Source organism: Polaromonas sp., assembly GCF_016185115.1.
Classification (GTDB): domain Bacteria; phylum Pseudomonadota; class Gammaproteobacteria; order Burkholderiales; family Burkholderiaceae_C; genus Polaromonas.
Genome location: NZ_JACPOF010000024.1, coordinates 23,581 through 36,328, shown reverse-complemented (window position 1 = coordinate 36,328; position 12,748 = coordinate 23,581). Strand labels below are relative to the sequence as shown.

General features: G+C 59.6%; 11 protein-coding genes. 4 read left to right on the top strand and 7 right to left on the bottom strand.

The window, feature by feature from the left end:
• Positions 1-164: 164 nt before the first annotated feature.
• The 4 genes from HYX42_RS18150 to HYX42_RS18135 form a co-directional block, all read right to left on the bottom strand.
• Complete coding sequence (locus HYX42_RS18150; RefSeq protein WP_293405719.1) at positions 165-2,138, bottom strand: TRAP transporter large permease subunit; 1,974 nt, start codon at positions 2,136-2,138, stop codon at positions 165-167.
• The gene (locus tag HYX42_RS18145) at positions 2,135-2,761 is read right to left on the bottom strand and encodes a TRAP transporter small permease subunit (RefSeq protein WP_293405717.1); all 627 of its coding nucleotides are present in this window, start codon (positions 2,759-2,761) and stop codon (positions 2,135-2,137) included. The genes HYX42_RS18150 and HYX42_RS18145 overlap by 4 nt, the downstream gene beginning before the upstream one ends.
• A gap of 93 nt (positions 2,762-2,854) precedes the next feature.
• On the bottom strand, positions 2,855-3,964 hold the full coding sequence (locus tag HYX42_RS18140; protein ID WP_293405715.1) for a TRAP transporter substrate-binding protein: 1,110 nt from the start codon (positions 3,962-3,964) through the stop codon (positions 2,855-2,857).
• A 141-nt stretch (positions 3,965-4,105) separates the two neighbouring features.
• Positions 4,106-4,966 carry a PPK2 family polyphosphate kinase gene (locus HYX42_RS18135; RefSeq protein WP_293405974.1) on the bottom strand — a complete coding sequence of 287 codons (861 nt, stop codon included), beginning with the start codon at positions 4,964-4,966 and terminating at the stop codon, positions 4,106-4,108.
• Between the two features lie 190 nt (positions 4,967-5,156).
• On the opposite strand from HYX42_RS18135, the gene HYX42_RS18130 reads away from it, so the two are divergent.
• Both HYX42_RS18130 and cqsA read left to right on the top strand, forming a co-directional pair.
• The gene (locus tag HYX42_RS18130) at positions 5,157-5,582 is read left to right on the top strand and encodes a rhodanese-like domain-containing protein (RefSeq protein ID WP_293405713.1); all 426 of its coding nucleotides are present in this window, start codon (positions 5,157-5,159) and stop codon (positions 5,580-5,582) included.
• Between the two features lie 195 nt (positions 5,583-5,777).
• The gene (gene cqsA / locus HYX42_RS18125; RefSeq protein WP_293405711.1) at positions 5,778-7,037 is read left to right on the top strand and encodes an alpha-hydroxyketone-type quorum-sensing autoinducer synthase; all 1,260 of its coding nucleotides are present in this window, start codon (positions 5,778-5,780) and stop codon (positions 7,035-7,037) included.
• Between the two features lie 12 nt (positions 7,038-7,049).
• Here cqsA and HYX42_RS18120 read toward each other — a convergent pair whose 3' ends face one another.
• Positions 7,050-8,039: a response regulator gene (locus HYX42_RS18120; RefSeq protein WP_293405709.1), complete on the bottom strand. Its 990-nt coding sequence runs from the start codon at positions 8,037-8,039 to the stop codon at positions 7,050-7,052.
• Between the two features lie 19 nt (positions 8,040-8,058).
• A complete protein-coding gene (locus tag HYX42_RS18115; protein ID WP_293405707.1) occupies positions 8,059-9,387 on the bottom strand; it encodes a HAMP domain-containing sensor histidine kinase in 1,329 nt (442 codons plus the stop codon).
• An 89-nt stretch (positions 9,388-9,476) separates the two neighbouring features.
• Here HYX42_RS18115 and HYX42_RS18110 point away from each other — a divergent pair, with 89 nt between their 5' ends.
• Positions 9,477-10,145, top strand: coding sequence for a helix-turn-helix transcriptional regulator (locus HYX42_RS18110; protein WP_293405705.1), 669 nt, complete (start codon positions 9,477-9,479; stop codon positions 10,143-10,145).
• Positions 10,146-10,250: 105 nt separating this feature from the next.
• Positions 10,251-11,018: a type III pantothenate kinase gene (locus tag HYX42_RS18105; RefSeq protein WP_293405702.1), complete on the top strand. Its 768-nt coding sequence runs from the start codon at positions 10,251-10,253 to the stop codon at positions 11,016-11,018.
• Between the two features lie 131 nt (positions 11,019-11,149).
• Here HYX42_RS18105 and HYX42_RS18100 read toward each other — a convergent pair whose 3' ends face one another.
• A complete protein-coding gene (locus HYX42_RS18100; RefSeq protein ID WP_293405700.1) occupies positions 11,150-12,700 on the bottom strand; it encodes a wax ester/triacylglycerol synthase family O-acyltransferase in 1,551 nt (516 codons plus the stop codon).
• Positions 12,701-12,748: the final 48 nt, after the last annotated feature.

The window sequence follows — 12,748 nt, the reverse complement described above, 5'->3', positions numbered from 1 at the left end:
CTTTGTCTCCGGAGAGGGGTGCCCGGGGTGGCGGGCGCGTTTTTTGGGCGTGAATAATCCGTATCGGATCATGTTGACGTTTACGTAAACGTCAATCTTACACTTTTCGCCATAAAAAAGGGCGCTTTACGCGCCCTGAAAAGAAATAATCTTGCATACCTTGTTTATCCATACAGGTATTTTGGCAGCCACAGCGTCAGGCCCGGCCAGATGTACATGAACACCATGCACAGGATGACGATGAGCATGTAAGGCATCATCCCGGCGAATATCTGGTTGATCGTCACATGCGGCGGCGACACCCCTTTCAGGTAGAAGGCCGACATGGCCACAGGTGGTGACAGGAAGGCGGCCTGCAGGTTGACGAAGACCAGCACGCCCCACAGGATGGGGTCGATCTGGAAGTGCGCCAGCAGCGGCAGGAAGATGGGCACAAAAATCACGATGATTTCCGTCCACTCCAGTGGCCAGCCAAGAATGAAGATGATGGCTTGCGACAGCAGCAAAAACTGCAGCGGCGTGAGGTTCATGGACAGCACCCATTCCTCCACCACACGCTGCCCGCCCAGCAGGGCGAACACGGCCGAGAACAGGGCAGAGCCCACAAACAGCCAGCACACCATGGAGGTTGTTTTGGCTGTCAGGAACACGGCTTCCTTGATGCGCTGGAAGTTCAGCGTGCCGGCGTGCCATGCCATCAGGAAGGCACCTGCCGCGCCAACCGCAGCGGACTCGGTGGCCGTGGTGATGCCGAACAAAATCACCGCCAGCACCATGAAGGTCAGGATGGCCAGCGGCATGACGGACGAGATCAGCATGCGCAGGATTTCAAACTGTTCGGCGTCGAAGCGCCAGTAATACCAGGCCAGCAGCAGCAGGGCCAGACCACAGGCTATCCAGAAGCCGGTGTAGAAGACTTCAGGCACGGCCGCCGTTTGCGGACCTTTTTGCGAAGGGTCGCCCAGTTGCTCCATGGGCTCGTTCGCGGTCTGGGCTGCGGCGGGCTCCGGCACGTCGGCGGAACCTGGCGGCGCCTGCAGCCCGCCGTCAGAAGAGGGTGGTTCGCTGACCCCGGATTGAGCAGGCGGCTCCTGCAATCCTGACGCTGCGGCGGGTTCCTGCACGCCACTGGCAGGTGGTTCCTGCACACTGTTGCCCGGCGCGGCGGGCTGGGCTGCAGTTGTGCCGGGGGCGATGGTGGATTTGGCCTGCAGGCTAACCTGGGGCGCATTGTTGTCTTCCTGCGAGTGGATCACGACATACCACCAGACGGCACCGAGCGTCACGGCTGTCAGCGCCACGGGTACCAGCGAGGTTGACAGGCTGCGCAGCAGCAGGCCGCGGGTGATGGGCTTGCCGGTGGACTGACCCTGCAGGGCCCGGCCTGGTGAGGCAACTGCCATTGCCAGGGCGGGAAGCATGCGCTGTGAGTAGGCCGATGAAATGTGGGCAAGCCAGGGCGGGACCGGCACACGTTGCTGTTCTGGTGGTAGTTTCGGCGCAATTTTGGGGTTGATGAGCACCCAGCCGATGATGTAGATGAGGTAGAGCAGCGCCAGGAAGAAGCCTGGAAACATGGCCGCCGCATACAGCTTGACGACCGACTGGCCCGCGACGGCGGCGTAAACGATGATCATCACCGAGGGCGGGATGAGTATGCCCAGCGTGCCGCCAGCGGTGATCACACCTGCGGCGAGGCGCGTGTCATAGCCGGCATTGAGCATGGGGCGCATGGCAATCACGCCCATCAGCACCACCACCGCACCGACCAGGCCGCTTGCAATGCCCCAGAAGGTGCAGATGATCAGGGTGGTCACGGCGAGCGAGCCTGGCACGCTGCGGAAGGCAAGCTGAACACTGTGGAACATCTTGTCCACCAGTGCGCCTCGTTCCATGATGTAACCCATCAGGACAAAAAGCGGTATTGATAAAAGAGTCTCGTTCGTCATGGCGCCGAAAGCGCGCTGCACCATCAGGTCAAAAATCCTGTTGTCCAGCCATGGTGTGGCAGGGTCGTAAAACGCGACATAACCAAACAGCATGCCCAGGCCCATCAGCGTGAACGCCGTGGGGAAACCCATCATGATGACGACGACGATGAGGCAGAGCATCGTCATGCCGAGTGCGGCGTTGCTCATGACTTGAGGCTTTCTGATTGACGGATGGCCAGTTGCCGGGCTTCTTCATCGACAAATTCGCTGCCGGCCAGTTGCTGGGCCACGACATCCGATTCCTGTGCATCTTTCAGGCGCGGCGTCCAGGCGCCAGTGCGTATGCACACCAGGCAGCGCAGCATTTCAGACAGGCCCTGCATCAGCACGATGGCGCCGGCCACCGGGATCACGAACTTGAACGGGTAGACCGGTATCGGCTCGGCGTTGAAGGTTTGTTCATGTATGGCGAGCGAATCCTGGAAATAGGTCCAGCCCGCCCAGGTGAGTGCCGCAATACCTGGAATGAAAAACACCAGGTAGAGCACAAGGTCCAGGGTGGCCTGCGTGCGCGGCTTCATGCTGCCGTAAAAAAAGTCGCCGCGCACATGGCCGTCATGCGCCAGCGTGTAGGCACCGCCCAGCATGAAAAGGGTGCCGTAGAGCATGTTGTTGGCGTCGTAAATCCAGGCGGTCGGTGCATTCAGCGCATAGCGCTTGAAAACCTCGGCACACACAAGAAGCATCAGCGCCACGATGAGCCAGGCGGCGGCCTTGCCGACCCAGGTGCTGATCTGGTCAGCAGTGTGAAGAATTTTTTGCACGGTCATGAAAGCACCTGTTGCCCACGGCGGGCCACCCCAAAACAAAACCAGCCACCCATGAACTGGATGGCTGGTAACCAGCTGCTGCGAGGCCCTGGCTCAGGCCTTCTTGCGGTTGAAGTAGTGGTTGTAGGCCATCTTGAAATCAACGGTGTAGTCGTTGTGCCACTGGCCCGTGCGCTGTGCGAAAGCGCGCTGGGAGTCCAGCACCTTCTTGAAAAGCGGGTTCTCGCCAGCCTTCTTGGCAATGGTCGCATCCCACGCGGCCAGCTGCGCACGCAGCACGGCATCAGGCGTCTTGTAAAACTTGACGCCCTGCTTCTTCATCTCTTCATAGTCCTTGGAGTTGCGGTCTATGGCTTTCCAGCTCATGTCAGCGCTGGCTGCCTGTACGGCGTAATCAATGATGGACCGCAGCTCTGGTGCGAGGGCACTGAGCTTGGCCTTGTTGAACAGGATTTCAAACTGCTCGCCGCTCTGGTGGAAGCTTTGCAGCATGCAGTTCTTGACGACGTCGGGGAAACCCAGCACCCGGTCGCTGGAGGCATTGTTGAACTCTGCCGCATCGATCAGGCCGCGGTCCAGTGCCGGCACGATCTCGCCGCCGGGCAGCGGATTCACCGCTGTGCCCATCAGGGTGAACATGTCGACCGCCAGGCCGACGGTACGGAACTTCAGGCCCTTCATGTCCTCGACTTTGGAAACCGGTTTCTTGAACCATCCCAGTGGCTGCGTCGTCATGGGGCCGTAGAGGTATGACACCACATCCATGTTGATGGACTTGTAGATCTCTTCAAGCAGCACCTTGCCGCCGCCGTAGTTGTGCCATGACAGGACCATGTTGGCATCCATGCCGTAACCGGGGCCTGAGCCCCACAGGGCCAGTGCCGAGTTTTTGCCATAGTGGTAGGCCACCACGCCGTGGCCGCCGTCCAGCGTGCCCTTGTTGACGGCTTCGAGCAACTGGAATGCAGGCACCACGGCGCCGGCTGGCAACACCTCTATCTTGAGCTTGCCGCCTGCCATGTCGTTGACCTTTTTGGCAAAGTCATTGGCGTATTCGTGGAAGATGTCCTTGGCCGGCCAGGTACTCTGAAAGCGCAGCGAAGTGGTCTGTGCCGTGGCAATCATGGGTGCCGACATGGCGCCCGCTGCAACTGCTGCGCCCTTCAGTAAACCGCGCCTGCGTGGGCTCTTGGTCTCGATCATGCTTGTCTCCTGTGTGTAATTTTTAACCGTAAGAACACACATCATTTGACATTCCGAAGACCTCACACAGAGGGTTTTTACCGATGGGTCGCTCAGAATTACCCTTGGGTCCGGCGGCGCCCGGTTGCAGTCGCGACGGGCTCAGCTGACCTTCAGACCCTTGAGCGCAGGGTCGGGCGGCGGGTAGCGGAGGCCAAGTTTTTGCAGGGCCTGTCGGAGCAGCAGTGCAACCATCAGGTTGCGGTGTGTTTTGGAGTCGGCCGGTACCACCGTCCACGGCGCCCAGGGCGTGCTGGTGGCGTTCAGCAGGTCTTCGTAGGCCTGCTGGTACTGCTTCCATTGTTTGCGCGCGTCCAGGTCGCCCATGCTGAACTTCCAGTTTTTGGTGACATCGTCTACGCGCTCCTGCAGTCTTTCACGCTGCTCTTCGAAGCTGATGTGCAGCATGAATTTCAGGATGACCGTGCCCGTTTCGGTGAGCATGCGCTCAAAATCATTGATGTGCGCATAGCGCTGTGCGGTTTGCTCCGGCGTGATCCACCCATTGACGGGTGGCACCAGCACGTCTTCGTAGTGGCTGCGGTTGAACAGCATGATTTCGCCTGCGGCCGGCATCTGCTGGTGAATGCGCCAGAGATAGTCGTGTGCACGTTCGTTTTCGGTAGGCGCTTTCCAGCCCACGGTGTGTACGCCCAGCGGGCTCATGCGGCTGAAGACGCCGCGCAGGGTTCCGTCCTTGCCGGAAGTATCGGTGCCTTGAAGTATGACCAGGAGCTTGTAGCGCCTGTCGGCATAAAAAAGATTTTGCAGCTCGTCGAGCTCGGCAGCCAGGGTCTCTGTGGCTGCTATGTCCTTCATTTTGTCCCCGGTGGAAAAGGGTTTGGCTGAGGGGTCAAGCTTTGCCAGGTTCAGGGTATTGCGTTTTTTTTCTGTGCCTGTGGCGGGAGGACGCCAGGCCGCTGCCAGCCTGTCGAGCGCCCTGGTCTGGTCCTGCAGCAGCATGTCCCCGGTCGTTGGAGCTGCGTCGTTGGATGATTTCTGGCCAGACTGCTTTTTGGATGCCATGGGTTTACCTGCGAGGTCGTTGTGACTGCCCCATTCTGCATCCATGGCTGACAGACCGATGGCGAACGTCATAAACTGCACTTTCCAGATTTGCCTGCAAAATTTTTTAACAACAATGGAGATTGCAATGACGACATCCACGCCACCCGGCGTCAAGCCAGCCGACGGCTATGCGGGCGACGTTTCACCGGCCCTCGCATTTGAATGGGTGCAGTCGGGTGAGGCTGTACTTGTTGACGTGCGCACTGATGCAGAACGCGAATGGGTGGGCTATGTACCGGGGGCGGTGGCGCTGGCCTGGAAGCAGTGGCCTGGCATGGCCATGAACCCGTCGTTCGAAGCGGGCCTCACGGCTGCCGTGCCGGCGGGGAAAAAAGTTGTGCTCCTGTGCCGCAGCGGGGTGCGGTCTGTGGCTGCTGCCCGATGTGCGGCATTGCTGGGTTTGGCCGCTTACAACATTCTCGAAGGATTCGAGGGTGACCCTGACAACATAGGGCAGCGCGGGCATCTGGGCGGCTGGCGTTTTCATGGTCTGCCCTGGCGTCAGAACTAGTTCACCGCAGGCACTTTTAGTAACATTTTTAGCCTCGGCGGAGGCATTGCCAGGCGTCATGGCTGTGAGTCTTTAGTTTGCGTTTTCTTGAAAATATGTAATTGCTGGGCCATACCCCTGTCAGATCTAACAGGGTGGCAACTGTTCCAATTTGTACGAAAGCTTTCAATGGAGTTCCTAACACTGGAGCTCCATATGAAAGTCATAGAACGCAAATTTCCCGAAGCCCAAAAGGCTTTTTTCAATCCCGCTCTTGGCAGGACACTGTCGGCGCGTATCGCCCGCGAATTTTCGCCGCGGTGGAGCGAGCAATGGGGGGGCAAGTTCGTCCTTCACGGCCGCGCTCCCGGAAGCGGTGCTGTGCGGCTGGACGGGAACGACTACCTTGGCGTCACCGGGCATGCCGATATCGTGAGGGCGCAGGTTACAGCGCTCACGCAAAACAATGAAAGCGTGGTGCAGTCGGGGGTGTTCCTGCTTGACGCCCACCCTGCGCATCAGCTTGAAAAAAACCTCGCAAACTGGGTCGGGAAGGAAGATGGTTTCCTGTGTCAGTCGGGCTACGCCGCCAACATGGGGCTGTTGCAGATCATTGCCGATGCACAGACACCCATCTACCTTGACTCGCTCGCCCACGCATCGCTTTGGGAAGGCGCTCACGCGGCCCGTGCGCCCGCGTACGCTTTTCGCCACAACGACCCGGAGCATCTGGCGCGCATGATGAAAACACACGGACCCGGCGTCGTTGTAGTGGATTCCGTTTACAGCACGACAGGCGCGGTCTGTCGGCTGCCCGAAATACTCGACGTGACTGAAAAACATGAGAGCATGATCGTGGTTGATGAGTCGCATTCGCTGGGCTCGCATGGGCCCCAGGGAGCCGGACTCTGCGCAGCGTTGGGTGTGACAGACAGGGTGCACTTCATCACGGCCAGCCTTGCCAAGGCGGTGGCCGGACGGGCGGGGTTTTTTACTGCACCGGCAAGCATGCGGTATTACATCCTGATATCGAGTTTCCCCAATATCTTCAGTTCCTCATTGCTGCCGCACGAAATTGCCGGCCTTGCGGCTACGGTCGAGGTGCTCAAGGCCAGCGAGCTGCAAAGAAAGCAATTGCACGCGAATACACGCCGCCTGCGTGCCAGCCTCACGGACAGCGGTTTCCCGATTCACCAGGGCACCGAGCAGATCATTTCGCTGGAAGCCGGGTCGGAGCCCGCTGCGATGGTTCTGCGCGATGCGCTGGAAGCACGCGACGTGATCGGGTCCATTTTCTGCGCGCCGGCGACGAGCAAAAACAGGGCCATGGTCAGGCTCACCCTCAACTCCTCCCTGACTGACACCGAGATGAGTCATGTGGAGGCCGTGGGCAGGGAAATTGCGCCTCTGCTCAAGCCCTGGGACTGGCCTATTGCCAGGCGTGCCCGGAATGTCCGCCTGGGCGGCGCCGCCTGAGCCGCACGGCATTCAGCCCTGTACCTGGCGCTTGCCCGCGCTGGCAACGAAATGGGCGTGACCAAGCGCCGCACCCGGGCAGTCACTCTGGGGGATGGTGAACAGCGCACTGTAAAGCGGGGCCGTGCTTTCAGAGACCAGGGCGGTCGCCGCCTGCGGCATTGCCTTGCGCTCTCCGCCCAGTGCCTGCCTGAGTTCCATGTCTATCACTTTCCTGCCATCGGCAACATCTGCAACAGTGGCCGGATCCCATCCTTCTGCACTCGCCATTTCTGCGAGTTCGGCCAGTTTTTGCAGGGGCTCAAGCTGCAGCCACACGGCCTGTCCTTTGCCGTCCAGTGCCAGTACGCCAAAGGGAGCGCCTATGACAACGTGCTCTACCCAGCCATGTCTGATTGCAAGATCTTCCAGTTGCGCTGAGACCGCCGGGTCGCACAAGGTCGCATGCTGCTCGCGCGACAGGCTTGCACGCCAGATTTGTTCGCTGCGGGGGTCCGGTTTCTGCAGCATGACCTGGATGGCATTGACCAGGTGCTGCCGGATATCGGGGGACTGCTTGGGAATGAACTGATCTATAAGCCCGCGGTTGAAAGCCGATACTGCAAGTTGTTCATCGGCCCGCCCTGTGAGCAATATGCGCGAGCCGGACCATGCCGTCAATTCGCTCAATACCCTCAGCCCGCTCATCGCCGGCATTGAATAGTCGACGACACAGACTTTCGTCAGCGCAAATCGGGCCGTGCCGTCGTTGCGCCAGTACTGCAGGATTTGCGGTATCAGCGCAGCGCCCTCGCGCCAGCGGTTGATGATCTCCTGCTGCCTCCATGCATCGGTCTCCCATCCGGAGGGTTCTGCCAGCAGGGTTTCAATGCAGGATACCGGTCGCATGAAAAGCCGGACATACCATTCCTCCGGCATTACCTCCGCGAGGGTTTCGAGGTAGTCGGGGTCATCATCGAGGAAAATCACGCCGCCCGGGCGGCGATAAAGTGCAAAAGACATTTTTGTCGCCAGGTAAGTTTCAGGAAGATCCGGAAGCACTTTTGACCGCCAACGGCAGATCAATTGAAAAAATGGCGCCAGCAGCAGGCCCGGATTTCACGCGAATGTGGCCTCCCGCACTTTGCACCACCTGCTGGCAAAAAGCCAGACCAAGGCCGTGTCCGGTTCCGCGGTTGCTGGAAAAAAAGGGCTTGAAAATTTGCGCCAGCATCAGTGGCGCTATGCCTGTGCCATCGTCTTCCACGCAAATCAATCCGCGTCCTTCGCTTTTGTTCACGACTATGCGAATTGCGCCCACAGGGTAGCGCGAGTCCGCAGCCATCAGCGAGTGGAAGGCATTTTTCATGAGGTTATCCAGTACTTGCGAAAATTGGGTAAATGAAGAGTGAAACACGAATTCTTCGTGTAAAAACACGCAAACACAGTCGCGTTGCCGGGCTGATGAATAGGGGTAATTGGCCACAACGCCCTGCACCAGGGCGGTTGCCGAAATTTCTTCCGTGTGGTGCGGCAATTGAAGCAACCTGGCATTCGCAATCTGCATGTCTATCTGGTGATTCATGTTTCGTACGAGCGTATGAAGGCGGGTCGCCAGTTTGTTCAGTTGCGGCGCACGTGGATTGTCGGGCTGACGCTGCACCTCGAGTTCAATGGCGTCGCCGATCAGTGCTGCAGTCGACAACGGCGTACGCAGCTCGTGCGCCATGATCCCCATGGTCGTCAGCGTATTGTTGAGCTGCTCGCGCCGCAGGTTCGCAGCAGAAATCCCCAGCAGCAGTCCCATGCTCGCACTGAATGAAATCACCACTGCGTTGATGAGTGCCTGATGGTCTGTCAGAAGTGGGGCGGCTGGCCCTGCAAACTGGAAAAGCAGGCGGGCCAGTACCGCGCCGAGAACCAGTCCCACCGTGGCAATACGCCAGTCGGTGACGTAGTAGTAGATGGAAATCATGCTGCAGACACTCGCCAGCCAGACCATGTTGCCGCCGTTGCACAAATACATCCAGCTGAACAGGAAGGGCAATTCAAACCAGAACACCGCAGTGAAAACGTAAGCGGCCCATTCTCCGGAGGGCTGGCCGCTTACCCGTTTGCTGATCAGCAGGCAACCTAGAAGGCCTGTAAAGCAGCGCAGCCACAGATTCTCATAGGGTTGCGGCAACCATATGGCCCAGATAAAGTAAAACAGCGGATGGCCGGCCAGGGTGAATAGTCCAAGCCCCCGCATGCGCAGGGGTGAGGGGTGCAGGACGGGCGTGAGCGGCGCCGTCACCACTTCTTTCCTGACCCACTCCACGATGCCGTCCAACGCGCTCATGACGTATGCCACTTCGCGTGCGGCCAGCATGCGGTGAGAAAGGGTTTGTGTGGCATGGTCATGTGAAGAGGGTTAAGGGGCCATACTACTTACCTTTCAAATTCTGCCTCAAACGATCAATGCTTTTACCTGCCAACTTTGACAGTGTCAGCCTCGACGGGGTCCTGGAGGACTGGCTGTCTGCATTGCGGGAGTTCTCGGTGGAGGCATTGATGGTCCTCGGCCCCGACCCCTTTGGCGGTCAGGACGACCGGCTGGTGCTGGCGATTCATCCGCCCCGTCTGCTGGAAGCTGCTGAAGCTTTGGCCGAAAGCCGTGACTTTGGCGCGCCCTGGCGGGACTCCGACGCGCCGCTGGTCGCGTGGCAGGACATTTCGAAAACTGCGTTTGAAAACCTCGGGCGCTGGCGGCGGCTCTGGCTGGCGCATGGCTACCAGAGCGTCGTCCGGATTGCCTTCCCCCTGACTGTGGGACGGGCCTTCGAGTGCTATCTCTTCAGCCCTCGACAATGGCATGATCGTAGCGAAGCAGCGTTGCTGGCATGGTCGGCGCTCAATATCTGGCCTTTGCTCAAGCGTGTGCTGGCCGAAGCGCGAAGTCCGCTGAGCCCCCGGGAGCTTGAATGCCTGAGCCTCGCGTTCCAGGGAAAGACCGCGCGTGAGACGGGAGAGGTCCTTGAGTGCAGCGAGCGCACCATCAACTTTCATCTGGCCAACGCCATGAGCAAACTCAAGGTCGACAACAAACTGGCTGCAATACAGCGGGCCTGCTGGTTCGGACTGATTTGACGGCAACAGCACGCCATCCTGCAGTTTGCTGCTACTGGAAAACCTCTAGCTGCGTGTTCTGCAAACTTCGTTCCTGCACGTCAAACCTGTTCATAATGCAGCCCCATGACCTTCCTGGCTCTTGATGTGGGCAATACCCGCCTGAAGTGGGCCCAGTACGACTCTGTCGCAGCTGGCGCAAAACCGTTGGCGCATGGTGCGGTGTTTCTTGAAAACATCGACAGGCTGGCTGAAGAAGAATGGCGCAGCATTGCAGCGCCGTCCAAAATCCTGGGCTGCATCGTTGCCGGCGATGCCATCAAACGTCGGGTGGCCGAGCAGATCGAACTTTGGGATGTGGCGCCGCAGTGGGTGGTGTCCAGCCCACAGGAGGCTGGTCTTACCAATGGCTACGACCATCCAGCACGTCTGGGCGCAGACCGCTGGGTAGCCATAATCGGTGCTCGCCATCGCCTGCTGCGGCGCGGCATCAACAAGCCCTGCATTGTCGTGATGGTGGGCACAGCTGTGACCGTCGAGGCGATTGACGCGACGGGCAAATTCCTCGGCGGCATCATCCTGCCGGGCCACGGCATCATGTTGCGTGCGCTGGAGTCCGGCACGGCGGGCCTGCACGTGCCGACCGGGGAGGTGTGTGACTTCCCGACCAATACCAGCGACGCACTGACCAGCGGGGGGACATTTGCCATTGCGGGCGCCGTTCAGCGCATGGTTGAAAACCTCACTGCCCATTGTGGCGAAGCCCCTGAATGCATCATGACCGGTGGCGCCGGATGGAAGATGGCGCCCAGCATGTCAGTGAAGGTCGAGCTGGTCGAAAGCCTGATTTTTGACGGGTTGCTCGAGATCGCCTCGCGACGTTTCGCGGCCTAGTATCTGCGAGGCGCAGCACACTGGCATCCTTTCCAGCAGGGGCCGCGGAACTGGCTTCGCCAGGCCGCAGGCGCCGTCCCCTGCAAGGGGAGAGGAGGCTCACGAAGTGAGCCTCAACAGGGGTGAGCTATTCACTCTCCCCAGGGCAGCATCAGCGTGACGATGGAGAGTTTGGCGAATTCGGGCACGAACTCGCCGATGATGCGCTGCGGGTCCGGGCACAGGGTGCTGTCTGTGATGACACCGAACTGCACACCGCCGCCGTAGCTCAGAATTGATACGCCCAGGCCGACATCGCCAGACTGCGGCACCCAGAACATGCTTTGCTCCAGCGTTGATCCGCAGAACTTGAGCTTTTCACGCGGCCCCGGCACGTTGGTCATGACGGCGGTGGTCTTCCTGGCGAATAGGTTGAGCATCACATCCTGCGCCGGTTTGATCAGCAGGCCCGCTACCGCCAGCAGGCTGAATGCCAGCAGCGGCTGGTAGCTGCCCTTGAGTGCGGCCATGCGACGGCGTACTTCATACACACGTTCAATCGGGTTTTCGACGCCGATGGGCAGCACCAGCGGCACCAGGCCGAAGCGGTTGCCGAGTTTGTAGGCCTGCTCCATGGGTCGCAGGTTGACCGGCACCATGGCGCGGATTTCCTGGCCAGTGACATCGTCGCCATGCGACTTCAGGTATTCGCCCAGCGCGCCTGCCACGCAGCTCAGCAGCACGTCGTTGATGGAGCAGTTGAGCGCCTTGCCGACAGCCTTGACCTCGTCCAGCGGTATTGGCTGGCACCAGGCCACCTTTTTGGCGCCGCCTGGTTTGCCCTTGAGCCGTGTTTTTGAATCATCCGGCATCAGCGCCATGGCGGCTGTATCTGACAGCACCTGAAACAGCACCTTGGCCATGTCCATGGAGCCACTCACGCCTTTTTCCATGCCTTTTTTCGGGTCACCCAGCATGCCCAGCGAACGCGCCGCGCCCTCGCCGACGGCACCCAGCGCCTTGACTGTGATGTCGGTGAAAGGCTTGAGCAGAGTGTCTGTGATCCAGTCTTCGGCACCTGGTGCCGTCGCCGTCTTTTTGCGGCGTTCGGGCGGCGGTGCACCACCATCAACCAGCGACATCGTGACCGAAATCAATGCGATGCCATCGGCAATGCAATGATGAATGCGCACAATCATGGCGCTCCCCTTGACGCCATCAGGGCCGGTATAGTCCTCGACCAGATGAATTTGCCATAGCGGGCGTTTCGGGTCCAGCCGCTGGGTGGCCAGTGCGGCCACGCGGTCCTGCAGGGCTTCCTGCTGGTTGCCGCTGGCGGGTTTGGGCAGTTTCTCCACCACCACATGGTTGGCCAGGTCGAAATTGCGGTCAAACACCCAGGTTGCGCCTGCGGCATCTTCCATCACGCGCTGCCTGAAACGGTCGTATTTCAGCAGGCTGTTTTCAATGCGCTCGCACACTGCCGCGTGCTTGACGCCGGGCGCCAGCTGCCAGACGCCAACGATCATCATCAGGTTGGCGTCGCTGTCCATGCGCAGCCAGGCAGTGTCGACCTTGCTCATGCGTTCGCCCGAAATGCCCAGCGTGCCCGAGACGGCGCGCGCAACATTTTTCTGAACGCTTTTTGCAACTTTTTGTGCAGCCTGTTTGCCGGCTGTTTTCGCGCTGACGCGTGTGACCATGGAGTGACCCCTAAAAATTCGCCCTGACGGGTAATCTCTCTATTTTGG

Excerpts from the sequence above, each read along its gene's own strand:
- HYX42_RS18140 (WP_293405715.1), bottom strand. The coding sequence starts at position 3,964 with ATGATCGAGACCAAGAGCCCACGCAGGCGCGGTTTACTGAAGGGCGCA.
- HYX42_RS18135 (WP_293405974.1), bottom strand. The coding sequence starts at position 4,966 with ATGCTGCTGCAGGACCAGACCAGGGCGCTCGACAGGCTGGCAGCGGCC.
- HYX42_RS18115 (WP_293405707.1), bottom strand. The coding sequence starts at position 9,387 with ATGCTGGCCGCACGCGAAGTGGCATACGTCATGAGCGCGTTGGACGGC.
- HYX42_RS18145 (WP_293405717.1), bottom strand. The coding sequence starts at position 2,761 with ATGACCGTGCAAAAAATTCTTCACACTGCTGACCAGATCAGCACCTGG.
- HYX42_RS18100 (WP_293405700.1), bottom strand. The coding sequence starts at position 12,700 with ATGGTCACACGCGTCAGCGCGAAAACAGCCGGCAAACAGGCTGCACAA.
- cqsA (WP_293405711.1), top strand. The coding sequence starts at position 5,778 with ATGAAAGTCATAGAACGCAAATTTCCCGAAGCCCAAAAGGCTTTTTTC.
- HYX42_RS18120 (WP_293405709.1), bottom strand. The coding sequence starts at position 8,039 with ATGTCTTTTGCACTTTATCGCCGCCCGGGCGGCGTGATTTTCCTCGAT.
- HYX42_RS18110 (WP_293405705.1), top strand. The coding sequence starts at position 9,477 with ATGCTTTTACCTGCCAACTTTGACAGTGTCAGCCTCGACGGGGTCCTG.
- HYX42_RS18130 (WP_293405713.1), top strand. The coding sequence starts at position 5,157 with ATGACGACATCCACGCCACCCGGCGTCAAGCCAGCCGACGGCTATGCG.
- HYX42_RS18105 (WP_293405702.1), top strand. The coding sequence starts at position 10,251 with ATGACCTTCCTGGCTCTTGATGTGGGCAATACCCGCCTGAAGTGGGCC.
- HYX42_RS18150 (WP_293405719.1), bottom strand. The coding sequence starts at position 2,138 with ATGAGCAACGCCGCACTCGGCATGACGATGCTCTGCCTCATCGTCGTC.